At 26.8% G+C, this 25,366-nt stretch carries 23 protein-coding genes and 1 other RNA gene; 4 read left to right on the top strand and 20 right to left on the bottom strand.

Features of this window, described 5'->3' with window-relative positions:
* Positions 1–22 precede the first annotated feature (22 nt).
* Positions 23–961 carry a magnesium transporter CorA family protein gene (locus ACFIJ5_RS05015; protein ID WP_379804546.1) on the bottom strand — a complete coding sequence of 313 codons (939 nt, stop codon included), beginning with the start codon at positions 959–961 and terminating at the stop codon, positions 23–25.
* Positions 962–1,019: 58 nt separating this feature from the next.
* Positions 1,020–1,943: an HPr(Ser) kinase/phosphatase gene (gene hprK / locus ACFIJ5_RS05010; RefSeq protein ID WP_379804543.1), complete on the bottom strand. Its 924-nt coding sequence runs from the start codon at positions 1,941–1,943 to the stop codon at positions 1,020–1,022.
* A 303-nt stretch (positions 1,944–2,246) separates the two neighbouring features.
* On the opposite strand from hprK, the gene ACFIJ5_RS05005 reads away from it, so the two are divergent.
* Entirely contained in the window at positions 2,247–3,035 is a 789-nt protein-coding gene (locus ACFIJ5_RS05005; protein ID WP_379804540.1) for an MTAP family purine nucleoside phosphorylase, read from the top strand.
* Between the two features lie 66 nt (positions 3,036–3,101).
* On the opposite strand, the gene ssrS is transcribed toward ACFIJ5_RS05005, so the two are convergent.
* Positions 3,102–3,289: non-coding RNA, 6S RNA (ssrS, locus tag ACFIJ5_RS18855), on the bottom strand.
* Between the two features lie 196 nt (positions 3,290–3,485).
* Here ssrS and rocF point away from each other — a divergent pair.
* Positions 3,486–4,385, top strand: coding sequence for an arginase (gene rocF / locus ACFIJ5_RS05000; protein WP_379804537.1), 900 nt, complete (start codon positions 3,486–3,488; stop codon positions 4,383–4,385).
* 371 nt (positions 4,386–4,756) lie between these two features.
* Here the strand turns inward: rocF and ACFIJ5_RS04995 are convergent, their stop codons facing one another.
* From ACFIJ5_RS04995 to hflX, 10 genes are all read right to left on the bottom strand, one after another.
* Complete coding sequence (locus ACFIJ5_RS04995; RefSeq protein WP_379804534.1) at positions 4,757–5,932, bottom strand: FprA family A-type flavoprotein; 1,176 nt, start codon at positions 5,930–5,932, stop codon at positions 4,757–4,759.
* Between the two features lie 387 nt (positions 5,933–6,319).
* Positions 6,320–8,596 carry an RNA polymerase recycling motor HelD gene (helD, locus tag ACFIJ5_RS04990; protein WP_379809548.1) on the bottom strand — a complete coding sequence of 759 codons (2,277 nt, stop codon included), beginning with the start codon at positions 8,594–8,596 and terminating at the stop codon, positions 6,320–6,322.
* A 7-nt stretch (positions 8,597–8,603) separates the two neighbouring features.
* Positions 8,604–9,260, bottom strand: coding sequence for a YigZ family protein (locus ACFIJ5_RS04985; RefSeq protein ID WP_379804532.1), 657 nt, complete (start codon positions 9,258–9,260; stop codon positions 8,604–8,606).
* Positions 9,261–9,346: 86 nt separating this feature from the next.
* Positions 9,347–9,991, bottom strand: coding sequence for a HEAT repeat domain-containing protein (locus ACFIJ5_RS04980; protein ID WP_379804529.1), 645 nt, complete (start codon positions 9,989–9,991; stop codon positions 9,347–9,349).
* Positions 9,992–10,006: 15 nt separating this feature from the next.
* Positions 10,007–11,410: a MocR-like pyridoxine biosynthesis transcription factor PdxR gene (gene pdxR, locus ACFIJ5_RS04975; RefSeq protein WP_379809546.1), complete on the bottom strand. Its 1,404-nt coding sequence runs from the start codon at positions 11,408–11,410 to the stop codon at positions 10,007–10,009.
* A gap of 18 nt (positions 11,411–11,428) precedes the next feature.
* Positions 11,429–12,325 (bottom strand): nucleotidyltransferase domain-containing protein, encoded by an 897-nt coding sequence (locus ACFIJ5_RS04970; protein ID WP_379804526.1) that lies wholly within the window; start codon positions 12,323–12,325, stop codon positions 11,429–11,431.
* Positions 12,326–12,629: 304 nt separating this feature from the next.
* Complete coding sequence (locus ACFIJ5_RS04965) at positions 12,630–12,851, bottom strand: hypothetical protein (protein WP_379804524.1); 222 nt, start codon at positions 12,849–12,851, stop codon at positions 12,630–12,632.
* Between the two features lie 617 nt (positions 12,852–13,468).
* Positions 13,469–13,792, bottom strand: a complete 324-nt coding sequence (locus tag ACFIJ5_RS04960) for a hypothetical protein (protein WP_379804521.1) — start codon at positions 13,790–13,792, stop codon at positions 13,469–13,471.
* Positions 13,793–13,839: 47 nt separating this feature from the next.
* Positions 13,840–15,120 (bottom strand): amidohydrolase, encoded by a 1,281-nt coding sequence (locus ACFIJ5_RS04955; RefSeq protein WP_379804518.1) that lies wholly within the window; start codon positions 15,118–15,120, stop codon positions 13,840–13,842.
* A gap of 516 nt (positions 15,121–15,636) precedes the next feature.
* The gene (hflX, locus tag ACFIJ5_RS04950) at positions 15,637–17,424 is read right to left on the bottom strand and encodes a GTPase HflX (protein WP_379804515.1); all 1,788 of its coding nucleotides are present in this window, start codon (positions 17,422–17,424) and stop codon (positions 15,637–15,639) included.
* A 176-nt stretch (positions 17,425–17,600) separates the two neighbouring features.
* On the opposite strand from hflX, the gene hpt reads away from it, so the two are divergent.
* The gene (hpt, locus tag ACFIJ5_RS04945) at positions 17,601–18,125 is read left to right on the top strand and encodes a hypoxanthine phosphoribosyltransferase (protein ID WP_379809544.1); all 525 of its coding nucleotides are present in this window, start codon (positions 17,601–17,603) and stop codon (positions 18,123–18,125) included.
* 127 nt (positions 18,126–18,252) lie between these two features.
* Here the strand turns inward: hpt and yunB are convergent, their stop codons facing one another.
* Positions 18,253–18,903, bottom strand: a complete 651-nt coding sequence (gene yunB / locus ACFIJ5_RS04940) for a sporulation protein YunB (RefSeq protein ID WP_379809542.1) — start codon at positions 18,901–18,903, stop codon at positions 18,253–18,255.
* Positions 18,904–19,063: 160 nt separating this feature from the next.
* Here yunB and ACFIJ5_RS04935 point away from each other — a divergent pair, with 160 nt between their 5' ends.
* Positions 19,064–21,457, top strand: coding sequence for a transglycosylase domain-containing protein (locus ACFIJ5_RS04935; protein WP_379804512.1), 2,394 nt, complete (start codon positions 19,064–19,066; stop codon positions 21,455–21,457).
* A 37-nt stretch (positions 21,458–21,494) separates the two neighbouring features.
* On the opposite strand, the gene spoVAE is transcribed toward ACFIJ5_RS04935, so the two are convergent.
* The 6 genes from spoVAE to spoIIAA form a co-directional block, all read right to left on the bottom strand.
* Entirely contained in the window at positions 21,495–21,851 is a 357-nt protein-coding gene (gene spoVAE / locus ACFIJ5_RS04930) for a stage V sporulation protein AE (RefSeq protein WP_379809540.1), read from the bottom strand.
* Positions 21,847–22,872, bottom strand: a complete 1,026-nt coding sequence (gene spoVAD, locus ACFIJ5_RS04925) for a stage V sporulation protein AD (protein ID WP_379804509.1) — start codon at positions 22,870–22,872, stop codon at positions 21,847–21,849. The genes spoVAE and spoVAD overlap by 5 nt, the downstream gene beginning before the upstream one ends.
* An 8-nt stretch (positions 22,873–22,880) precedes the next feature.
* Positions 22,881–23,345 carry a stage V sporulation protein AC gene (spoVAC, locus tag ACFIJ5_RS04920; protein ID WP_379804506.1) on the bottom strand — a complete coding sequence of 155 codons (465 nt, stop codon included), beginning with the start codon at positions 23,343–23,345 and terminating at the stop codon, positions 22,881–22,883.
* A gap of 357 nt (positions 23,346–23,702) precedes the next feature.
* Complete coding sequence (gene sigF / locus ACFIJ5_RS04915) at positions 23,703–24,458, bottom strand: RNA polymerase sporulation sigma factor SigF (RefSeq protein WP_379804503.1); 756 nt, start codon at positions 24,456–24,458, stop codon at positions 23,703–23,705.
* A gap of 9 nt (positions 24,459–24,467) precedes the next feature.
* A complete protein-coding gene (gene spoIIAB / locus ACFIJ5_RS04910; protein ID WP_379804500.1) occupies positions 24,468–24,896 on the bottom strand; it encodes an anti-sigma F factor in 429 nt (142 codons plus the stop codon).
* A gap of 18 nt (positions 24,897–24,914) precedes the next feature.
* On the bottom strand, positions 24,915–25,250 hold the full coding sequence (gene spoIIAA, locus ACFIJ5_RS04905) for an anti-sigma F factor antagonist (protein WP_379804497.1): 336 nt from the start codon (positions 25,248–25,250) through the stop codon (positions 24,915–24,917).
* Between the last annotated feature and the right edge of the window lie 116 nt (positions 25,251–25,366).

Genomic DNA, 25,366 nt, shown 5'->3' with positions numbered 1-25,366 from the left:
TATTTTTTTAATATTCTGTATTTTATAACCATTTTTTTCTCTTAAATATATATATCAAACCTAATGAAATAGCCAGCATAAGAATAACTACATAATAATAGCCACACTTCGTATTGGAAAATGGTACATTTGTAAAATTCATTCCATGCATACTAGTAAGTAAATTTAAAGGTAAAAATATAGTAGCTATTAATGTAAATATCTTCATAAGTTCATTCGTTTTATTGGCTATCTCTGATTCAAACGCTTCTCTCACTAATGCTAAATCTTGAACTAAACTTTCTACAGATAGCATAAGTTTTTCTATTTTCTTATTCAAAGAAGAAAAATATATTAAATACTCTTTATCTATTATAGAATTATCATTACTAACTATACTATCCCCAATATATCTTAAAGGGTTTAAATATTTTCTTATTATATATACTTGTCTTCTTAACTGAATCAATTCATCTATTTGGTCTTGTCTAGGATTTTTAAGAATATTTATTTCTATCTTATCTGCCCTTGCTTCTAATTTAGAAATTATATCATAACTATTTAATATTACTCTATCTAATATATAATAAAGTATTATACAGGGCTCTGGTTTTTCTTTTAACACAAAACAATTCTTGCTCTCAACTATATCTTTAATCATTTCATTTAATATGTCTAAATTATTTTTAGATACTGTAATTACATAATCTTTACTTAAAAATATATCCAACTCTTTAGCTCTTATAGTCTTCGAACCATCTTCCAGTATATTAAATGCTAAAAACATATAATCATCCAAAAAATTTATTTTAGATGATCTTCTTACATTTATACATTCATTAATACTTTCATCATCTAGACCAATTATATCTTTTAACATTTGAATTTCTTTATTATCAGCAAATATCCAATAGTTACTTTTACCCTTTTTCCAATCATAAGATACCTCATTAAATTTATTTCTTATATCAAATACTTTCATTTGACTCTCCAATAATAATAAAATTGACAGCTAATCAATTTAACTGTCAATTTTATTATTAGTATTGGTTTATATTATTATTCTCCATACTCATTCTTTTTTCAATAGTTTCTACTGGATTCTCTTTTGTATTCAAACTATATCTATAATTTGCTGCAGCAGCTTCAATTATAACTGCAATATTTCTACCAGGTCTTATAGGTACAGTTAGCTTCCTTACATCAACTCCTAAAATATCTGTACATACTTTGTTGGTTCCTAACCTATCATATTCTCTTCCCTCTTCCCATTGTTCAAAATATATTATTAAATGAATCGTTTTTGTAGCTAAAACAGAACTTAATCCATAAAGAGCTGGCACATCTATTATACCCATCCCTCTAACTTCTAACATTCCTTTTGTTATATAAGGAGAAGAACCTTTTAATATACCATCAATAGCTTTTATATCCACTGCATCATCTGCAACTAATCTATGTCCTCTTTTTATAAGTTCCAAAGCTGTTTCACTTTTGCCTATACCACTTTCACCTGTTATCAATATACCTATTCCATAAACATCAACCAGTACCCCATGAACTCTTGTTTCAGGTGCTAGTTGATAATCCAAATAATTCATAAGTCGGCTTGTAAATCTTGAAGATCTATCATCTGTTCTTAGAAGCCACGCATTTTGATTTTTAGCATTTTCCACCAATTCCTCATGTGGCTCTAATTTTCTAGTTACAATTACACATGGATTTTCAAACTGAAAAAATTTTTTTAATCTTTTTTTTCTTAAAGATGTATTCATAGCATCTAAAAAACTCCATTCAGCTCTTCCAACAACTTGAACTCTTTCATTAGCAAAGTAATTATAAAATCCTGAAAACTGTAAACCTGGTCTATTAATATCACTTACACTTATTTCAGCACCTTTTCTTCCTTCAACTAAAACTTCTAATCCTAAGTCTTCTATTACTTTTTCTACTTTAACCCCCATACTATCTTTCCTTTCTACAGTTGTATTTTTATTTTAACTTTGCGTAAAATTCTTTATTATATACTATCACTTATGCTAACTTTTAAATATCTCTTTTGGAAACGTTAACTAAAAAACATTCCTACCTTATACTCAATATTTATTATTACACAAAATATTAAATTATATATTAATATAACATAATTTAAATAAAAAAGTAAAGATTTTTAATGCTATCAAAATCTACAGTTCTATAAAATAATTAAAGGATATTTATATAGCAAAATAGAATGTTTTACCTAGCAAAAAAGGGAGGTATATTTTATGAAAATAGGTATAATAGGTGGAACGGGAGTATGTGACAGTTCTTTTATAAGTAATAAAGAAAATATTAATATAACTACTAAATATGGAAATATACCATTAATTAAAGGAATGAGAAATGACAAAATGATTTATTTTTTAGAAAGACACTCAAAGGGACATAAGTTAATTCCTTCAAAAGTAAATTATAAGGGTAATATTACTGCCTTGAAAAATTTAAATGTTGATTGCATTATTAGTACTGCAGCAGTTGGATCAATACAAAACTGTAAAATTGGTGATTTTGTAATATTAAATCAATTTTTAGATTTTACTAAAAATAGAAGCTGTACTTTTTTTGATGAAAAGAATTCTGGAGTTGTTCATATTGATATGACAGAACCCTATTGTCCAAGTCTTAGGAATTTATTAATTAAATCTTTTAAATCTATAAATGCACCAGTTATTGAAAATGGAACTTATGTATGTACTGAAGGTCCTAGGTTTGAAACACCTGCTGAAATACAAATGTATAAAATATTAGGTGGAAATGTAGTTGGCATGACAAACATACCAGAAGTAATTTTAGCTAGAGAAAAAGAAATTTGTTACGCAACCATTTCTCTTGTAACAAATTATGCTGCTGGTTTAACTAATAACGCACTCACTCATAAAGAAGTTAATGAAAATATGATAAAAATGACCACCCTATTAAAAGATGCTCTAATAAACTTCATAGATTCCATTGATGAAAATTACAGAAAATGCACTTGTAACCATGCACTATCTGAATTAAACAGTTTAAAATAATAAACTAAAGTAATATCTTAAATTAACAATAAAAAAAGAGCCTTATGGCTCTTGAATCTCTTTTAAAAGTCTCCCAACATGTCGTATTGCTTATCGCCCACACCCGGCTTTCTCCCAGGTGGGTTCTTCTCACCTTAATTCTACCTACTTCACCTTTACAAAAGTAATAAAGCTTCGTATCCTTAAGACTGTTGAAAATCCCTTTTCTATTGTGTCGGTTGAACATATAAGCTCCTCGAACACCTCAGGATAACCTCTACTTTTATTATATCATTTTTTGTAATAGTTACAAGTATTTATTTGCCAAAATGAATTGATATCTTCTTTGCAATTAACTAATTTTTTTAAATATATTTAATTATTTATTTTTTCATAAAGTAGTTACTTTTTTATTTAATTTATTATATAATTTCTTAGCACATAAAAATTGATTTTGGAGGTATAAAAAGAATGAACATAAACATAATAGGAGTTCCTCTCTTTTATGGTTGTGATAAAAAAGGAGTAGACTTAGCTCCAAACAAATTAAGAGAAAGAAATATAATATCAATTATCGAAAAAAATAACCATAAAGTATTTGACCTTGGAAACATATATGTTCCTGAAACTTCATCAAAGAATAAATATCTATGCCATAATAAAATGAAATACTTAAATGAAGTAATAACTGTAAATACTAATTTAGCAGAACAAGTTTATCACTCAACTAATTCAAAAAGATTTCCTATTATAATAGGTGGAGACCATTCTATTGGACTTGGAAGTATAAGTGGAATTAGTAAAACCTATGATAATTTAGCAGTAGTTTGGATTGACGCTCATGGAGATATAAATACTCATGTCACTACTCCAAGTGGTAATATTCATGGTATGCCTCTAGCTGCAGCTATGGGAATGGGCCATACTAATTTAACTGAATTGTATTATGATGGAATAAAAGTAAAACCTGAAAATGTATTTATAATAGGGGCTAGAGATCTTGATGAAGGTGAGCTTAAGCTTATTAAAGATAGGAATCTAAACATTTATACTATGGAAGACATAAAAAATAATTCTATAGAGTACATAATGAAAATTGTTAATGATAAACTATTACAAAAAAACATTGATGCTGTACATTTAAGTTTTGACATAGATTGTTTAGATTCTAAACTAGTGCCAGGGACAGGAACTCCTGTATGTGATGGAATGTCTATAGAAGAATGTAAATTTGCATTAAAATCCTTACTTGAAACTAAACTTATTAAATCTTTAGATTTTGTTGAATTAAATACTGAATTAGATAATACAACTCAAACTATAGATTTATGTGTAGATTTAATAAATTGGATAACAAAACACATTAAATAGCACAATTTAACTTATAACTCAACTTTCGCAGTAAAAAATACTGCTTAGCTAAGATAAATGACATACTGCGTAAGAAACATTTGAACAAAATCATTTTATGAGTTGACAGTTAACAATTGACAGTGGACAGTTATAGACAACTTTCTGCTAATGCAGAAAGTTTTTAATTAGTTATTTTTCTAAAAGATAAAAATCCCTTATTTTATTACTATTATTTAATAAAAGTTTTTCTGTAAGAAAAACATCTTTTACTGTGCACTGTAAACTGTCCACTATTAACTGATAAAGGCTAAGAACTTGTTACTAAAGTAAAAAGTTCTTAGCAAGATATCATTTGCCATAGCGGCTATTTTTCACTTACAAGAGTTGAGTTATTTTACCAATTTAATAAATTCTTCAATAAATTTATCTGCTTCCTTATATTCTTCTTCACTTGGAACAAAAGTAAATTTGAATCCTGGATTAAGCACTTTTAATTTTAAAGATTTTAATCTTTCTGTAAGCATTGGAACTCCTTCACCACTCCAACCATATGAACCAAAAGCAGCTGCAGTCTTTCCTCTATTTACTATGACTGAAACAAGTGAAAGCACATCCCATGCAGGTTTAACTGCATCCTGGTTTATTGTTGGTGATCCAATCATAAAACCACTTGATTTATCTATTAAATTAATTATTTTATTAATATCCATTGAAGTTATTTCATAGGCTTTTGAGTTTATACCTTTTTCATTCAACTTCTTTACAAAATACTTTGCAACTTTTTCTGTATTTCCATAAGCTGAAATATAAAATATTGGTACATTTTTATCCTCAAATTTTTCTATAGTAGACCATTCTCTATATAAATCTATATACTTTTCTATGTTATCAACATGAACAGGTCCATGACTTGGCGCTACCATATCAAATTCTAAATCTTTTATTTTATCTATTCCCATTAATACAAACTTCTTAAATGGTCCCATTATTACATCAAAATAATATTTCATTTCTTCTAAATAATCACCGCTGCAGACATCTGTAATACAATTTTCTGGGCAATAATGACATCCTAAAAAATCACAAGTAAATAATACCTTTTGATCTACTGCATAAGTAAACATTGTATCAGGCCAATGTAAATTAGGCGCATATATAAATTTCAAATTAGTTTTTCCAAGACTTAATTCATTAGGCTTTTCCATCCCATTAAATTCTTTATTAATTATACCTTTAATGTAAGTAAGAGCAGCTTTTGATGCTACAACTTTTGCATTTGGATATTCTTCTATTAGTTTAGAAAGTGAACCACTGTGATCTAATTCCGTATGCTGCACAATTATATAATCTACTTTTCTTTCTCCTATTATATTTTTAATATTTGATAAGAATTCATTATAATACCCATCTTTTACAGTATCAATTATAGCTACTTTTTCATCATCTATTAAATAAGAATTATATGTTGTTCCTTTTTTAGTCTCCATTATTATATCAAAAACTCTAAGTTCAGGATTTTTTACACCTATCCAATAAATATTATTTTTTAATTTTTCAACAGCCATATTTAACCCTCCTAAATACTCTCATTATTAATAATTTATTTTCTTTACTTAGATATATTATCATAATTTTAAATAATTATCAAGTAATAATATTTATTACTTAAGTTTTTTTATTTTATATATTATTTAATAACATCATATTTAAAAATTATAATTTTATTACTTAACTTACTATTAGTTTAGTACTTACATTATTAATATAACTTTAATTTGAAATTTTAACCCTTGTATATAGATTATGAATTTTTCCAATAAAAATTCATAATTTCATACTAAATGAAATCAAGTAACTTCTGAAGAAAATGTATTCTTACCAATAGTAGATATCATATAAAAAAATAAACCTCAGAAATTATAATATTTTCTAAGGTTTATTTGATTTATAATCTATTCTATTAGTGTTGAAATATTTCCTTTATAAAATATGTATTCGTAGTGTAAAGCTCTCGTTAAAACTACATACAAAATTTTTTTATCAACTTCACATGTAGTATAATTTTTATCATTACAATTATATATTACACTACAATCAAATTCTAAACCTTTTGTCATATATGAAGGTATTATTATATTTTGTAAATTAATTTTTTTATCAGTAGTATTTATTAAATTCCAATCATAATCACTATTTTTTAATGCTTCTTTAGCTTTCTCACATTCTTCATAAGTTTTACATATAATAGCTACACTGTTTTTACCATTTAACTTAACATAACGAACTATCTTATCTATATTCTCACAAAAATTAATACTCTCATTAGCTTCAATAATTTGGGGAGAATCACCATGCCGCAATATTGGTACAGCAGGTACTAATTTATTTTGTTGTTTCTCCAATACTCTATTGGCAAAATTAATTATCTCTATTGTAGAACGATAACTTTGAGTAAGAGGAATATATTGTGCTTTTTCTTCAAATACTTTACTTATGATTTTATTCCATTTATCTATTCCTCTATAATAATAAATTCCTTGTCCTAAATCTCCTACAATGGTAAATCCATTATTAGCAGACATTTGTTTTAATACATAATATTGAAACAAACTATAATCTTGTGCTTCATCAATAACAATTTGTTTATATTTCTGATCTACACCATCTATTTTGAATTTTAAATATAACATAGCTGCTAAATCATCACTATCTAATAATTTATTTTTGTAATTACTATTTATCTCTTTCTGCATATATTCATATAATGAATTAGGTATTTTTTCACCTGTAACTGTATTGAATATTTTCTCATCATTAAATAAATCCATATATAACTGCTCAACACTTTTACAAATCCAACCTTTGATATATGCATTTATATTCTTTTTTGCATTTTTATTTATTTTTTCCTTTATTTCATCTCTTTTATCATAGGTTTCTATTATTTTTTTTCGTTTTTCTTTTTCATCATTATATGAACTTTTAATGTTATTTATTATCTTACTATATTCATCATCTATTTTATTTTCAAGTTTATATAAAGCATCTTTCAGTCTTCCTTTAAAATACCTTCCTATTTCTTTTTTCCTAGTATTCATAGGTAAATGTTTTAAATCTTTTATATATAATCGTTTTATCTCTTCTTTACTAAACAAATTATAATTTTCTACTTCTATATCATTTATATAATTATCATTTTTTTCTAAATATCTTATATATAAATCCATTATAATTTTATATCCTAAACTACCTTTAACCTTACTGCTATTTACTATATATTTAATTTCATTACTATCTTTATTTTCCAATACTAATGATAACTTATAATCTTTATCATTAATACTATTTTTAATCCCCAATATTTCACAAGCAATTTCTTCAAAAGTACTTTGTTTAACTTTGTCCACTCCTAAATCTGGGAGTATTTCAGAAATATAATCCAAAAATATTTTATTTGGAGCAACTACAAGAATGTCCTCACCTGACATTTTATCTTTATATCTATATATAAGATACGCAAGTCTATGTAAAGCTACTGTTGTTTTTCCTGATCCTGCTGAACCTTGAATTATAACTGTATTATCTTTGTCTAACCTTATTATGTCATTTTGTTCTTTTTGAATTGTAGCTACTACATCTTTTAATTTTCCACTTATACTTTCTTCTAAATTTATCTTTAAAAACTCATCTACAAGAGCATTTTCACTATCCTTGTTATTTTTTAGTATTATTTCATTTATTCCTTCATCAAAAGCATCTTCTAATAATCCTTGTTTTATCAAAAATCTTCTCTTTAAAAGTAACTCACCTTCAACTTCACCTATAGGCGCTGTGTAACTTACTTCCCCCTGGGTTCCACTATAATATAAATCTGCAATTGGAGCTCTCCAGTCAATTACAACTTCTTCTCCATTTTTTCTATCTTCTAATCCAAATTTACCAATATAAAAACTTTCTTTTTCATGTATCCTTTCTTTAAAATCTATTCTTCCAAAATATGGTGATTGATAAGACTCATTAAATTTATTTAAATTCTTACTCTCAACTTCTAAAAGATTTTTATTCAATTCAAGATCTATACTATATGTTCCTCCAGAAGTTTTTTTAAGATCTGCTACCTTTTTCTCTAATTGAATCTTATTTTTCTCTCTTGATTTTAATTCTTTCCCTATCCAATCCGTAGTTATTTTTAACTTTTCCTTTTCATAGTTTAAAATTTCATTAGGCACTGTCAAGTTATTCACCACTTTTCCTAAAAAGCCTATTGTTCATCTTGAAAAATATTTCTTCATCCTTTTCTTCTATTATTGCTTTTCCTTGAGTAACATCAATTATTTTATTTTCAAAATTCTCCTTATCAGAAACTTCGTGGAAAAATAGCAATTTTACTATATCTTCATAAATTGTATCTTCCATATACCACTCATTTTGCTGACATACATACTGAAATTTCCCCAACATATCATAATCTATAGTTACTTCAACAGGAATTCCTTGAACTTTTTCTACAATCCCAGCTTTGTTAATTGCCACTGCAGCTCCTTTAGAATAAGCTCTCACAAGTCCACCTTTACCCAAAAGTATTCCTCCAAAATATCTAGTTACAACTACAGCACAATCTGTTATATTATTTTTCTTTATAACTTCCAATACTGGTATTCCTGCAGTACCTTGTGGTTCTCCATCATCGCTATATCTTTGTATTCCCATATTTTCACCTACTACATATGCGTACACATTATGAGTAGCTTGTTTGTGCATATTTCTTATTTCATTTACAAATTCCTTTGCTTCATCCTCGCTTTCTACTCTTTTAATATAACCTATAAATTCTGATTTTCTTTCTACAAATCTATCTTCTGCTCTTTTTTCTTTTATAGTAAAATATCCCATAAATCATCCATCTCCTTATCAAATAAAAAAGTGTAAATTTCCACATAGAATCATTATACTATGAAAATTCACACCTTAAAAATTATCTATTCTAAAAAATCTTTTGCTGCATTCTTTAAATATTCCTTTTGAGTATTATCTTTAATGTATTTAATTTTGTGCATTGCTTTTGTACTTTTTAATTTGTATAAAGCTTTTATTGCATACAAAACCACTTGAGGATTTTCGTCATCTAAAGCTCTAATTAAAGCTATTTCACATTTTGTATCACCGATTTTACCCATAGCAGAAACAGCCATTCTTCTTATACTCACAAATTTATGAACCGATGCCTTGAGTAAAATATCTATGCCTTCATTTGCTTTTAATTCACCTAATATCCATACAGCTTTTTCTTTATATTTAGGACGCATATCCGCATAATTTTCTTTTATAAATCCAACTAATGCATTTTTTGTACTGAGTTCTAATGACTTTAAGAATAATAATCTATCTTCCTTACCTGCTTCTATTATTAACTTAAATAATTCCTTTTCATTAGAACTTTTTGCTAAAAATCTATATTTAATTTTACCATCTATTATGTGTTTTTGAACCGTAATTTTGTCTAATGCTCTTATTCTACATATTGCTTCTATAGACTTACCTTCTAAAAACAAAAAATACGATATTTCAATATCACTATAGTTATCAATATTATCCCATGTTACATTCACTAAATTTTTTTTCAATAAAACTCACTCTCTTTATTTCAAAATGTTATTTATTATACTAATACCTTTTTCCATATTTTCATGTGTTACCTGAGAAAATCCTATTTTGAAATATTTTTTACCTTCATGTGGAAACTTATAAAAAAGTAATCCAGGAGTTATCAATACATTTTCTACTTTACATTTTTGAAAAAGTTCTGTACAATCCATATTTATTTTATCAGAAATTTTCAAGTAAAAATTTAATCCTCCACCCGGTTCATTAAAAGTTACTTTATCTTTTAGTATACTAATAATGCATTTCTTCATATAATTATATTTATCATAATAAATATTATTCAATTGTTTTATATATCCTTTCCAATATCCTCTATTAATATATAAATCTAATACTCTTTGCATAAGACTTGAAGTAGATATATCTGTATTAACTTTTGAATTTCTTATAACATTTGCAAACCTTTTTGGTGAAATTAAATATCCTATTCTTATTCCAGGCAAAAATATTTTAGAAAAACTCTTTATATAAATTACCCTGTTATTTTTATCTAAACTTTTAAAACTTCTATATTTAATTTTACCATCATAAATAAGTTCTGACAAATAGTCATCTTCTATTATATAGAAATCATATAATTGCGATAATTCTAATATTCGCTTCTTTTTTTCTATACTATAACTTGTACCAGTAGGATTTTGAAAATAACTCATAGCATAAAAACATTTTATTTTATATCTTTTTAAAAGTTTTTCAAATTGATCCAAATCTATTCCATCATTAACTATATCAACTTCTAATATATTAGCTTTTTTCCACTTAAAAACACTTAAAGCTCCGCTATACGTAGGCTTTTCAACTATTATATTGTCATTAACATTTATTATTGATTTTGAAACAATATCTATTCCTTGTTGAGCACCAGAAACTATAAGAATATCATCCTTATTTAAATTTGAATTCCAAAAAAAGTCATTTATACTTTTTCTAAGTCCTTCATATCCAAGCGGATCTTGATAAATCAATGCTTTTGCACCATCTCTGTTTAATACTTCATTTATCACATTCTTCAAAATATCAATTGGAAAATACTCTGTACATGTAGTCTCACCAGTAAAATCTATATATTCTTCTAAAGAACTATGAGAAATACTTTTAAAAGTTCTGGCATATTCTCTTCTTATTCTTCTACTATCATCTTTTCTCTTAGCATATGTTCCACTTCCTATTTTTTGAACAGCATATCCTTCATCTTCTAATTTTTTATACGCATTTATAATAGTTACATTATTTACACTTAAATAATGTGCTAACTTTCTTATTGAAGGTAACTTTTCTCCATCTTCTATACAATTTGATTCTACTAATTTTTTTATTCTCTTTGCAATTTGAACATACTTAGCTACATCTTCTTTGAAAATAATTTCATATTTTTCCATCAAATCACCGAATTATCCTTATATAAAATACACATTTTCTTTAAATAATACCTTACCACTTTTAGATCTATATTCTCTATTATCTTTTTTGATTAAATTTTTCTGCCATAATTTGTTTAAAATTTCTTCCATATTTATATTATAATCTTTAAATAATTTATCTTGTTTAACATCTTCTGAACTTAATAAACAATCTTTTTTCCTCATATAATTAAGTAGTAATGTAGTAATATTTCTTAAATTCTTATCAATTTCATTTTCTAAATAATTAATAGCATTCTTTATAGCATTTTTTGTATCTATTTTATTAAAAAATATTTCGTCTATATGATTTCTAAACTCTTCATTAATATTCATAGCGTTACTCATAACATCTTTACTTATCATATATCCACTTGAATTAATTAAAAGCTTAGCAAAATCTTCCACACATCTAACTACAGAAGTATATGAAGTATATATTCTATTATTAATTAAATATTTCTTACAAACCCCAATATTTTTTAATACATTAGCAAGATATATCATATTCCATATCTCACGATCTAAATCTGGATAATACCTTCCTTGATCATACTTAGCTGTTATATCCATATCTTTTGAAAATACCAATCTAGAAGCTGAAAAGATTCTGTGTAAAAAACCACCTTTTAAGTCATTATTTTGAAGATTTATAAATTTTTCTTTATTCATAATTTTCATATGAATTGGTACATCTTTTTCAATAGTATACACATTTTTAATTCCTTTTTCTTCAGTATTCATGATTACAAAAAGATCAATGTCTGATTCCTCCCAAAGATCTCCTGTAACCATACTTCCAAAGACCATAACAGCCAATACAGATTCATCTTTTTTTAGTCTCTCCATTGTACTATTAAATGCTTTTTGATATTGAAGTATAGTATTACTCATAAAGTTTCCCCCTTATTTAAATTTATCATAAAATTTTAAGTATAAAACAAAATATATACATCCTATTTCAGACTAAATTGTATAACAAATTATTAATTGATAATTCTTAATTTTTAGTATGTTTATTGTGTAAAAACTTTCAATTTATATATATATCTATATACAATTTCAGCTTTATACTAGAATATTTATACCTTATTAAAATACTACTATATACTTACAAATGTATATTTATAATATTATATAATATAAATTGGTACTAACACAATAGTTTTCACACTTTTTTGAATAATTTCTTGCAATACTAAATATTAACCTTTTCTATGTATACTCTTTTAATGTAATCGCAGTTATCGCATTTATATATGTGTATACAGTATTTTTTCTCATCTTTTATAGGCATATCTGCACTATAATCATCCATATATTCTTGCATTCTTCCTTTATCATTCATAATATCACCACACTTCTCACAATATACAATTTTACTTGCAATTTCATTACATACTGGACAAACTTTTTCCATACTCTCTCCTCCTACGCCATAGCAATATTAAATAATGCTTTACTCAACTTTCGCCAGACAAAAATACTGCCTAGCAAATGCAAAGGATATATTAAGTAAGAAACATTTGAACAACAATTAAGAATTAATAATTAAAAATTAATAATGAAGGTTAATTTTTGCTTTAGCAAAAATCTTTAATTATATATTAGTTATTTTGCCCTAAGGCAAAATTTCCTTAATTATTAATTATTCATTCAACTTTCGCAGTAAAAAAATACTGCTTAGCGAAGGGAAATGATATCTTGCGTAAGAAACATTTGAACAAAGTTTACAATTTCTTAGCTTTACGAATTTGAAAAAAGTTATTTTTTAATTACTGATTCCTACGGAATATTAATTAAAAAATCTTTTTTTCAATATGAGTAAAGCTTAGAACTTGTTACTGAAGTGAAAGGTTTCTAAGCAAGATATCATTTCCCGTAGCGGCTATTTTTCACCTGCGAAAGTTGAGTTATTAACTATTAATTATTTTTGAAATAAAAATATACATTCATGTTATTAGTATATCCTTATAATTTAAACTTTATATAAAATTAAAAGATTAGATAAATTTATATTTAAGTTTATCCAATCTTTTAATCATAAATTTTTAATAGTATTTTTATTTGTCGCTCTAATTCTGGAAGCATACATTCTAAAACATCATTTATTTCATATATTAATTCTATAGATTCTTTTATTTTAGAATTTCTACTTAAATTTACATTGTATAAATTTGATACTTCTCTTGAAAGATTTGCAGAAACAAAACTTAGATAATACATAGTAAATAATAATGGTACTACATTTTCTTCATAAAATATTAGTTCTTTAGGACACGTTTTTAATCTTATTAATAACTCTCTTATTCTAACTATATTTTCTAACGCTTCCCTTAATTTTGTTAATTCTTCCCCCATATTAACTCCAAATTTAAAATTAATAATTAATTTATATTATATATAATTTATATAAGTGTTTTAGATATATTATTACATTCAAATAATACTTTTTCTTCATCAATCCTTGTAAATTCACCTTTTTCCATAATTATATTACCATCAACTATTACATATTCAACTTCACTTCCATTAGCTGAAAAAACTAAATTAGAATATATATCATTATTAGGAACCATATTAGGTTTATTTAAATTAACCATTATCATATCTGCTTTATACCCTTCTTTTAACATTCCAACTTTTTCAATTCCTAATGCCTTTGCACCGTTTATAGTAGCCATTTTTAACATAGTTTTTCCATCTAACTTTGTAGCATCATTATATTTAAGCTTCTGAAGTAATGCTCCTGTTTCCATTTCTTCAAACATATTAAGATTATTATTACTTGAAGTTCCATCAGTACCAATACATACATTTATACCTGTTTCATTCATTTCAACAATTCTAGCCATTCCACTAGCTAATTTCATATTACTCTGAGGATTATATACAGCGCTAACATTGTTTTCTTTCATTATGTTTATATCACTATCTGTCAAATGTATACAATGTGCTCCTACCACCTTACTATTAAATATACCTGTATCTAATAATAATTCACACGTAGTCTTATTATACTTATCCTTTATTATATTTACCTCATCTTTTGTTTCAGAAATATGAATGTGTATATCTTTTTTATATTCTTTAGCTAATTGTCCTACTTGTTTCAAAGCATCATAATTTAATGTATATGGTGAATGTGGGGCAAACATAACTTTCATCAAACCGCTTTTATCATTATCTATAATATCAATAAGATCTATTGTTTGTTTTATTTGTTCTTCCCATTTATCACCTATTATAGATAATCCTAGTACAGCTCTCATCCCATAGTTTCGAACCACATCTAATACATATTGTTCCATAAAATACATATCATTAAATGTAGTAGTTCCACTCCTAAACATCTCTAAACACGCTATCTCTGTACCTATTCTTATGTGTTTTTCTGTAAATTTTGCTTCCATAGGCCATATCTTTTCTTTTAGCCATCTCATAAGTGGTAAGCCTTCTCCAACTCCCCTTAGAAGTGTCATTGAAGCATGAGTATGACAATTTATAAGTCCAGGCATAACACAATAATTATTTCCATCAATAACTTTTACTTCTTCTAATTTTCCTTCATATTCTCCACTATCTACTTTAACAATTTTTTTATCTTTAATAAGTACATATCCTTTATCAATAATTTCATTATCCTTATCCATTGTTATTATTAAAGTATTTTTTATTAGTATTTTCATACAATCTCTCCTCATTCTTCTTTTTTTATAAAATTGCCAATATTCCAAAAATTTTTGATATAATAATTCGTATTATATCTTACTTTTTCTTATGTATTGCTTTATATATTCGTTTTTTTAGCATTCAACACGAACGCAGATATATATTTTTTAATAATTATACATCATTAATTCATTTTTAATGGAGTAAAAACATCACACAGACAATATAAAAGTAAATAGTTTTATTCAACTTTCGCAGGACAAAAATACTGCCTAGCGAAGGGAAATGATATATTGCGTAAGAAACATTTAGTATCAATTAAGAATTAATAATTAAAAATTAATAATAAAGGTTGATTTTTGCTTTAGCAAAAATCTTAAATTATATGTTAGTTATTTTGCCCTAAGGCAAAATTTCCTTAACTATTAATTATTCATTATTAACTATTAATTATCTTTAAAATGAAAGGTTTCTAAGCAAGATATCATTTCCCGCAGCGGCTATTTTTTACCTGCAAAAGTTGAGTTAATTTATTATTTTAGAACAAATTCACTATATTTATTATATATTTTTTCTTCAACAATAGCTCTTATATAAGTTCCATTTTCTTTATATTCCTCAAAATTTATTTTTGCATTTTCATGTAAATAAGCTACTACTGCCTGATGAGTATATGGTATTAAAAATTCACATTTTTTTAATGTATTTGGTAATTTTTTTGATACTTCTTCTATTAATTTTTCTAAGTTAATTTCTTCTTTTGCACTTATTTCTATAATATCAAAAAATTTATTGTTATCTTTTATTACATCTAAATCCTGTGCATTTGACTTATCTATCTTATTTAATACAAGTATGCTAGGTTTATCTAAAGCATTTAATTCTTTTAAAACATTATTTACAACTGATATTTGTGCTAAGGCATACTCTGAAGACGCATCTACAACATGAACTAATAGGTCTGCATAAATAACTTCTTCTAATGTTGATTTAAAAGCCTCAACTAAGTCATGTGGAAGCTTACTTATAAACCCTACAGTATCAGTCAACGTAATTATTCTAGAATCCTCAAGTTCTAATGCTCTTATAGTTGTATCCAAAGTTGCAAAAAGCATATTTGCTTCAAAAACTTTTTCCTTCTTAACAGAATTACTTGGAGAATACAATTCACAAAGCTTATTTCTTAAAGTAGATTTTCCTGCATTTGTATATCCTACTAATGCTATTTTAGGTACATTTCCCTTATTTCGTTTTTCTCTCTGTACCTTTCTAACATTTTTTATCTTTTTAAGTTCTTTATTTAAATCATATATTCTTTCCCTTATATGTCTTTTATCTATTTCTAATTTTTTTTCACCTGGTCCTCTAGTACCTATTCCTCCACCTGTTCTTGAAAGCACAGTTCCTAATCCTGTCAATCTTGGTAATCTATATTTCAGTTGCGCAAGCTCTACCTGTATTTTAGCCTCTTTTGTATTCGCTCTTTTTGCAAATATTTCAAGTATCAATGTAGTTCTATCTATAACTTTTACTCCAAGCATATCTTCTATATTTCTAATTTGTGAACCTGATAATTCATCATCAAAAATAACCACATTTGCTCTATAGTTTTGTAAAAGATATGATATTTCTTCAATTTTACCACTTCCAACATAAAAAGCAGTATCAATTTTATCTCTTTTTTGTAAAATCTTATATGCAGTATCTACATTACATGCTGAAGCCAATTCTTTAAGTTCATCTAAACTTTCATTATTATCTATACTAACTAATATTGCTCTTTCAGTATCACTTTCTAATACTTCATATTCTTTAATATTCTCCTCAGATCGTAAAATTTGTTCCATTATATTTAATTCAAATGCTTCTTCAATTTTTAATGGTCCACATATCTCAGAAACAAACTTATTTTCCATTATATTGCAAAATCCAAAACTAATTTCCTTGCAAATTCCATTCTCGACCCCTAATGCTGCAATATAATCTAGTCTTAACCTAGTAAGTGCAGATAAATCAAGTTCAGATAAATTTGAATTTCCATTTGGATGAGTATGAATTATAGAAATACTAGATAATTTTCTCTCCTTTACATCAATTACTGGCATTTCTACACTTCTACTATCACCAATAGAAACACTTATTACTTTCCCTTTTCTACTTATGCACACACTAATTTCTCTATTAATAATCTCAGTCACACTTGAAATAATGTTTATTATCTCACCATTTAATATATAGTTTTTATCTACTTGTATGTTATATATCTGTTCCAATTCACTTAAGATACTATCCTTTATACCATCTGTATTTCCCGATATCATAATATAATCAACTCCATTTTACAAGTTTAAGTTCAAAGTATTAAGCTTTTTACTTGACAACTTTCATATAATTTTATACTATAAAGACTATATTGTAAATATACCGTTAACAATTATTGTTTGAATTTCGTAATTTATTCATATACAAATTCAGGAGGTTATTATAAATGGATAATATGGAAAACAAAAAAAGAAATATCCTAATTTCTGAAAAGCAAATAAGAGAACGCATATCACAAGTAGGAGCTCAAATTTCAAAAGATTATGAGGGAGAAGAAATTTATATTCTTTCATTACTAAGAGGAAGTTTTATTTATACTGCTGACCTTGTAAGAAATATCACTATTCCTACTAGAATAGGTTTTATGACAACATCTAGTTATGGAAACGGTGAAGAAACAACTGGAACTGTTAAAGTTGTAAATGATATCCCTGATGATATCAAAGGATATAACGTTCTTGTTGTAGATGACATTGTAGATTCTGGAATAACTATGAATTTTGTTATGAATCATGTTAAAAAACTTGATGCAAAACAAGTTAAATCTTGTGTACTTTTAAATAAACCAGAAAGAAGAAAAATAAACATAAAACCTGATTATTGTTGTTTTGAAATTCCAGATGTATTTGTTGTAGGATATGGATTAAATTATGGAGACTTTTATAGAAATATTCCTTACGTATTTAATTGGGAAAACTAACACTTTAATTTTTTTATCCCATGCCACAGCACCGCTTAACTTACCTTTTATAAAGAAGGTGAATTAAGCGGTGCTGCGACACTGGATAGGAACTTCTAAGCTTCAAATGAAGCAAAAAGTTCAAACATTAATTTTTCATTCTAAACCCTGCATTATCTAGATCTAATTGCACTGCTGTATTTGGAATTTTTCCAACTATGATTGTTTCTGCAATTGGGACTTGATTTTTTACTTCAATATCATTACTTTTAAGTGGAATTATAATTCTTACCTTTGTATCTACTTCTACATAAATTTTATGCCTTGTTTGATTAATACCTGCACTTTCAAAGTTTGAAGAATATCTTGTTTCAATATGCCCAATAGGTTGCATTTTTATAGTTATACTAGGTCCCCAATAAGAAAGTATATTATTTTTTGTTACATATCCTATTGGTAATTTAATACCAACATATCCTAAATCTTTTAATTTTTTTTGAGAATTAAGTGATACATCGCAAGCAATTTTATTCATTTTTAAAGTATCTGCTTTTAACATAACTATATTTCCATCTATATCTTTTTCCACTTTTACTACATCATTATACTTAAATTGTTTAGAATATTCTTCTATTATTGATTTATTTATTATTTCTATAGATTTAGCTCTCATTTCAGCATCTGCTACAGCTAAAACTGTTGGGGTTACAATTTTATCAAATATATAAATAAATATATTAAAAACCAGTGCTAGTATTATAAAAAATATCATTAATTTATATTTAGTTTTTCTTCTTATTTTAAATTCTCTCCCTCTGCATGGTTATATATAATTTATATGAATATACTACTTAAATATTAACTATTTTTTTACTTTTTATTATGTTTTATAAAGTTATACGTTTATGATATAATGTATTAAATAATACTCATATTTTCATTCTCAAGGAGGATACTTTATGACCAAACGAAAAAAAACGGGTAAGAAAAAATCCGGTAAGAAAAAAATTTTTAAAACATTAGTTCTAACTATTCTAATGATTTTTATATTAGCATCTGTAGCACTTGGTGGAATTATATTAGCAATGGTAAAAGCCTCTCCTGAGTTAAATGTTAATCAAATACTGACATTTAATGAAACTTCCAAGCTTTATGATGATAATAACAAATTAATGGATAGTGTACTTACACACCAAAAAAGAACTTATGCTTCATTTGAAAAAATTCCAAACAACTTGAAAAATGCATTTGTAAGTATAGAAGATGAAAGATTTTTCACACATAAAGGTATTGATATTAAAAGAATAGCTGGAGCATTCTTTATAGATATAAAAAACAAGCTTACTCATAAAAGAAATTTACAAGGTGCTTCCACTATTACACAACAACTTATAAAAAATTCAGTTTTAACAAATGAAGTTACTATTAAAAGAAAAGTGCAAGAAATATTTTTAGCAACACAATTAGAAAAAAAATTGAATAAGAATCAAATTCTAGAAGCCTATTTAAATACCATATATCTTGGTAGAGGTGCCTACGGCGTAGGTGCTGCTGCGGAACAATACTTCAGTAAAAGTATAGAACAACTAAACTTAGTTGAATGTGCATATTTAGCAGGTGTTACTCAAAGTCCATCAGTATATGATGCATTTTCACCAACATCTCAAAAAAATCCTTCTATTTATTTAAAGAGGACTAAAACTGTATTAAATAAAATGCATGAAAATGGACATATAACAAATGAAGAATATTCCCAAGCAATAGATGATGTCAACAATGGGAATTTAAAATTCAAACCATCTAAAATTGCAAATAAAATGCAATATGAATGGTTTTCAAGAGAAGTTATAAAACAGGTTAAAAAAGACTTAAAAAACCAATACGGTTATGATGATAATCAGGTAAATAATTTAATTATGCATGGTGGTCTTAAAATTTATACTACAATGAATAAAGACTTACAAACTTCTACACAAAATATATTAAACAATATGAGTAATTCATTAGGAATAAAAGAATTTAAAAAGGATGGTATACCTGAATTACAAGCTTCTTCAGTAATAATGGATTACCGTACTGGTGAAGTTAAAGCAATGGTAGGTGGTAGAGGTGATCAACCTGCATTATCTCTAAACAGAGCAACAGATGCCTTAAATCCACCTGGTTCAAGCATGAAACCTTTAGCTGTATATTCTCCTGCAATTGATACTAAAATGGCTACTGCTTCAACAGTTTTTAATGATGATCCTCTTCCAAAAGAATTTAGGGAAAAATATAATGGATATAATCCTAGGAACTCTCCTCCAGGATATAAAGGACCTTTAACTCTTAGATTAGGTTTAGGTCACTCTAAAAATACTATAGCAGTACAAGTTGAAGATTTCATTGGACTTAAAACTGGATCATCTTACGCTGAAAAATTTGGTCTAAGTTTAACTGAATCAGATAAAAATAGTATTGCAGCTTTATCCTTAGGAGAAATTCATGGAACTAATCCTCTAACTATGGCTGCTGCTTATGGAACTTTTGGTAACAAAGGAATGCGTACTGAACCAAGATTATATAGAAAAGTAGAAGATAGAAATGGAAATGCTATTTTAGAAAGTAAATTAAAATCTCATAGAGTTATATCACCAGAAACAGCATATATAATGTATGATATGCTAAAAGAACCTTTAATTTATATTGCTCCTAAAGGTAGATTTAGTTCAATGGCAAGAGGTAAAACAGGTACAACTACAGATTCTAAGGATCTTTGGTTCTCTGGATTAACTCCATATTATTCATGTGCAGTTTGGATTGGTGAAGATAAAAATGGTGATTTTAATGGCAGACGTAAATATGGTAGATATGTAGGTAGTAATGATGCCTCAGGTATATGGGGAAAAATAATGAAAGAAGCACACAAAAATTTACCTGTAAAAACTATCCCAAGACCTTCTGGAGTTGAAACAGCTTCAGTTTGTAAGGTTTCTGGAAAAATACCTAATCCATTTTGTAATGAAAGCAATAACGTTTATAAAGAATTCTTTATAAGAGGAACAATTCCTACTGAATTTTGTGATGTTCATAAACAACAAGAAATAATAAAAGACGATACTGAAAATGAAGATGAAAATAATGATGAAAATTCAACAGATAATGATGTAAATACAGATGAAAATAATAACAATAATACTGACAACTCGTCTAATTCAAATAATGATAATACTAATAACAATACTGATAATAACAACAATGATAATAATAATGATAATAGCAACAATGATAACAATAACAACAATAATAATACTGATAACAATACAGGTGATAATTCAAGTAACACCGAAACTCCTGAAAATAATACTAATTAATAAAAAAATCCTCATAAATTATGAGGATTTTTTTATATTATTCTTTAGTTTTTGAATTAAAAATTAATGACATTATATATCCAAATACTATTGCTGCACTTATTCCACCGGCACCGCCCTTTACTCCTCCTGTGAAAGCACCTAACAATCCTACTTTATCAACCTCTTTTATAGTACTTTTAGCAAGATTATATCCAAAACCAGGTAATGGTATTGCTGCTCCTTCTTTTCCAAATTCAATTATAAAATCATAGATATTTAGTGCTCCTAATATTACGCCTATAGTAACAAAACTAACTAATATCCTTCCTGCTGTCAGTTTTGTCTTATCCATAAGTATTTGAGCTATTACACATATCAATCCTCCTACAACAAATGCCCTTATATAATCAATCATTTTTACTCCCTCCAAACTCAATAGCAACAGCATGTGCTATACCTGGAATGCTTTCTCCTTGGAATGATGACGTTGGACTCATAAGTGCACCTGTTGATACTAACAATACTTTTTTAAATTTACCACTCAAAAGATTTTTATATATGTATCCACTAGCTACTGATGCAGAACATCCACATCCACTCCCACCAGAATGCACATTTTGTTTTTTACAATCAAATATCTCTTCACCACAATCAATATATACATCTTGAACATTAAAACCATACTCTTTAAGTAATTCTTCTGTTATCTTTTTACCTATTTTACCCAAATCTCCTGTAGCAATCAAATCATAATCTTCAGGTTTTCTCCCAGTATCTTGTAAATGTTGTTTTATAGTATCTACTGCTGCAGGTGCCATAGCTGCTCCCATATTATTAGTATCCTTTATTCCATAATCCTTTACCTTACCATTGGTTACATAAGTAACATAAGGAAAGTTTCCATCCTTACCTATTAACATAGACCCTGTTCCTGTTACAGTCCATTGTGAACACGGTGGTTTTTGCCCTCCCATTTCTAATGGCGCTCTAAATTGCCTTTCAGCAGAAGAAAAGTGTGATGAAGTTGCTGCAATAGCATACTCCGCAAATCCTGCATCAACGATCATAGCTCCCAATCCTAAAGACTCTGCCATAGTTGAACATGCTCCATATAATCCTATAAATGGTATATCTAAATCTCTTGCTGCAAAATTAGAAGATATAAGTTGATTTAGAAGATCTCCACAAAACAAATAATTTATATCACTTTCTTTTAAATTTGCCTTTTTTATTGTTTCTGTAATAGCACAATAGAGCATCTTGCTTTCAGCTTTTTCATAACTTTCCTGACCATCAAGATCATCTTTTAGTATAATATCAAAATACTTTGAAAGTGGACCTTGGCCTTCTTTAGGTCCTACAATACTTGTAGTATTTATTATTCTAGGTCTATTTTCTAATTTCACTGTTTGATTTCCAATTCTTTTTCCCATATCAACACCTACTTAATAAAATAATATATTATTCCTACAATAACTGATGAACCTACCCCATATACTAGTACTGGTCCTGCAATAGTAAACATTTTTGCAGCTACACCAAATACAAATCCTTCTTTTTTAAACTCCATGGCTGGAGAAACTATAGAATTAGCAAAACCCGTTATTGGTACAATAGTTCCTGCTCCTCCAAACTCACCAATTCTATCGTATATACCTATACCAGTTAAAAATGCTCCTATAAAAATCATTATTATTGATACAATAGTTGAAACTTGATCTTTAGGTAACCCAAAGCTGCTTATACTATTAAAAAAAAATTGTCCTATGTCACAAATTAAACCTCCTACAAAAAAAGCTTTTATACAATCTATTCCTAAAGTTGATTTAGGATTTTCCTTACTTGATAACTTCTGAAATTTTGTTCTTATTTCTTGTTCTTTCTTATTATTTTTTTTATTATTCATAATCAATCCCCTTTTTAAAATCATTAATAATATATAATTCAACTCTCGCAATAAAAAAATACTGTCTAGCGAAGGAAAATGATATATTGCGTAAGAAACATTTGAACAAAGTTTACAAGTTCTTAGCTTTACGAATTTGAAAAAAGTCATTTTTTAATTACTGATTCCTACGGAATATTAATTAAAAAATCTTTTTTCAATATGAGTAAAGCTTAGAAATTGTTACTGAAGTGAAAGGTTTCTAAGCAAGATATCATTTCCCGTAGCGGCTGTTTTTCACCTGCAAAAGTTGAGTATATAACTATTATTTGCAATATTCTTTTTTTTAATCAAAAAAAGAATAAGACATAACTTGTCCTATTCTTGGAGTTTTTGCCTCATCAGTTTTAATACTTTTTTTTCTATTCTTGACACTTGTACTTGACTTATACCTAACATCTTAGCTACTTCTACCTGTGTTTTATCCTTAAAATATCTAAGCATTATTATTTGCCTTGATCTTATATTCAAAGTACTTAATGCTTCCTTTAAAGCTATTTTATCTATTATTTGTTTATCTCCCTTACCTTTTTCACTTATTTTATCTATAAGCATAACAGGTGATCCATCATCCTGATGTATCACATCATATAAATATTGTACTTTCCCTACTGATTCTAGTGCAAGTATAATTTCTTCTTTATCTATACCAGAATATTCAGCTAATTCTTCTATAGTTGGTTCCCTTTTTATTTTTTTTGTCAATCTTTCCTTGTCGTAATGTATCTTTTTAGCAGTATTCTTTATACTCCTACTTACTTTAATTATACCATCATCTCTTAAAAACCTCTTTATTTCACCCATTATCATCGGCACAGCATATGTTGAAAATTTAACATTATAACTTGAATCAAAATTCTTAACTGCTTTTACAAGTCCTATACACCCAATCTGAAATATATCTTCAAATTCATGTCCTCTATTAGTAAACTTTTTACTTATTGTAGAAACTAGTGGTAAATTATTTTGTACTACTTGATTTAATGCATTTTTATCTCCTGTTTTGGCTATCTTAATTAATTCTAAGTTATCTTCATAATCATTCTTCCTCTTAGAAACATTTGAATTATTCATATTTTTCACCTAACTTAATGATTTAAATATTTTTTTCATTATTATTTTGGTACCTTTTCCTCTTTCAGATTTCACTTGCAATTTATCCATAAAAGTTTCCATAACAGTAAATCCCATGCCAGATCTTTCTAAATCTGGTCTAGAAGTGTATAAAGGCTGCATTGCAAGTTCTACATTTTCTATTCCCTTACCTTCATCTTCTACAATTACTGTAAGTTCTTTTTCTTTTATGTACGATTCTATTCTTACCGTTCCTTGTCCTTCTTCATATCCATGAATAATAGCATTTGTTACTGCTTCAGAAACTGCTGTTTTTACATCTGTTATTTCTTCTATAGTAGGATCCAACTGTGCTACAAAAGCTGCTACTGATACCCTAGCAAAGCTTTCATTTTGGGATCTACTTGAAAACTCAATTTTCATCATATTATCCTGCATTCTAATCCCTCCATTAACCTAAATATTACTTAGTGCTTCTTCAATGCTATCATATATACTAATCAATTTAAACATACCTGAAAGTTGGAATACTCTTTCCACTGATCCTTTTACATTACACACACCTATGTTTCCTTTATTAAGCTTAACCTTTTTATATCTTCCAATAACCACACCAATACCAGAACTATCCATAAATGTTACTTCGTCAAAATCTATTACAAGTTTATTAATTCCTTCTCTATCCAATCTATCATCAATCTTATTTCTAACTTCCTGTGCACTATGATGATCTAATTCACCTATCATGTGTGTAACAATTTTATCATCAATTTTTTCAAATTTTAAATACATTAATATCCCTCCCTGCGCTGTATTTTAAAATTTTCCAATCTTGGCTTTGGAAAATTATTATTTAAACTTTTAACTTTGTCATTTACACTATATATATTTTTTTATGCTCTCTTATT

It is taken from the genome of Haloimpatiens myeolchijeotgali, from assembly GCF_042688525.2.
Taxonomy (GTDB): domain Bacteria; phylum Bacillota; class Clostridia; order Clostridiales; family Clostridiaceae; genus Haloimpatiens.
This window is presented reverse-complemented; position numbering and strand designations above follow the sequence as displayed.

Excerpts from the sequence above, each read along its gene's own strand:
- ACFIJ5_RS05015 (WP_379804546.1), bottom strand. The coding sequence starts at position 961 with ATGAAAGTATTTGATATAAGAAATAAATTTAATGAGGTATCTTATGAT.
- hprK (WP_379804543.1), bottom strand. The coding sequence starts at position 1,943 with ATGGGGGTTAAAGTAGAAAAAGTAATAGAAGACTTAGGATTAGAAGTT.
- ACFIJ5_RS05005 (WP_379804540.1), top strand. The coding sequence starts at position 2,247 with ATGAAAATAGGTATAATAGGTGGAACGGGAGTATGTGACAGTTCTTTT.
- rocF (WP_379804537.1), top strand. The coding sequence starts at position 3,486 with ATGAACATAAACATAATAGGAGTTCCTCTCTTTTATGGTTGTGATAAA.
- ACFIJ5_RS04995 (WP_379804534.1), bottom strand. The coding sequence starts at position 5,932 with ATGGCTGTTGAAAAATTAAAAAATAATATTTATTGGATAGGTGTAAAA.
- ACFIJ5_RS04985 (WP_379804532.1), bottom strand. The coding sequence starts at position 9,260 with ATGGGATATTTTACTATAAAAGAAAAAAGAGCAGAAGATAGATTTGTA.
- pdxR (WP_379809546.1), bottom strand. The coding sequence starts at position 11,410 with ATGGAAAAATATGAAATTATTTTCAAAGAAGATGTAGCTAAGTATGTT.
- ACFIJ5_RS04970 (WP_379804526.1), bottom strand. The coding sequence starts at position 12,325 with ATGAGTAATACTATACTTCAATATCAAAAAGCATTTAATAGTACAATG.
- ACFIJ5_RS04965 (WP_379804524.1), bottom strand. The coding sequence starts at position 12,851 with ATGGAAAAAGTTTGTCCAGTATGTAATGAAATTGCAAGTAAAATTGTA.
- ACFIJ5_RS04960 (WP_379804521.1), bottom strand. The coding sequence starts at position 13,792 with ATGGGGGAAGAATTAACAAAATTAAGGGAAGCGTTAGAAAATATAGTT.
- ACFIJ5_RS04955 (WP_379804518.1), bottom strand. The coding sequence starts at position 15,120 with ATGAAAATACTAATAAAAAATACTTTAATAATAACAATGGATAAGGAT.
- hflX (WP_379804515.1), bottom strand. The coding sequence starts at position 17,424 with ATGATATCGGGAAATACAGATGGTATAAAGGATAGTATCTTAAGTGAA.
- hpt (WP_379809544.1), top strand. The coding sequence starts at position 17,601 with ATGGAAAACAAAAAAAGAAATATCCTAATTTCTGAAAAGCAAATAAGA.
- ACFIJ5_RS04935 (WP_379804512.1), top strand. The coding sequence starts at position 19,064 with ATGACCAAACGAAAAAAAACGGGTAAGAAAAAATCCGGTAAGAAAAAA.
- spoVAD (WP_379804509.1), bottom strand. The coding sequence starts at position 22,872 with ATGGGAAAAAGAATTGGAAATCAAACAGTGAAATTAGAAAATAGACCT.
- spoVAC (WP_379804506.1), bottom strand. The coding sequence starts at position 23,345 with ATGAATAATAAAAAAAATAATAAGAAAGAACAAGAAATAAGAACAAAA.
- sigF (WP_379804503.1), bottom strand. The coding sequence starts at position 24,458 with ATGAATAATTCAAATGTTTCTAAGAGGAAGAATGATTATGAAGATAAC.
- spoIIAB (WP_379804500.1), bottom strand. The coding sequence starts at position 24,896 with ATGCAGGATAATATGATGAAAATTGAGTTTTCAAGTAGATCCCAAAAT.
- spoIIAA (WP_379804497.1), bottom strand. The coding sequence starts at position 25,250 with ATGTATTTAAAATTTGAAAAAATTGATGATAAAATTGTTACACACATG.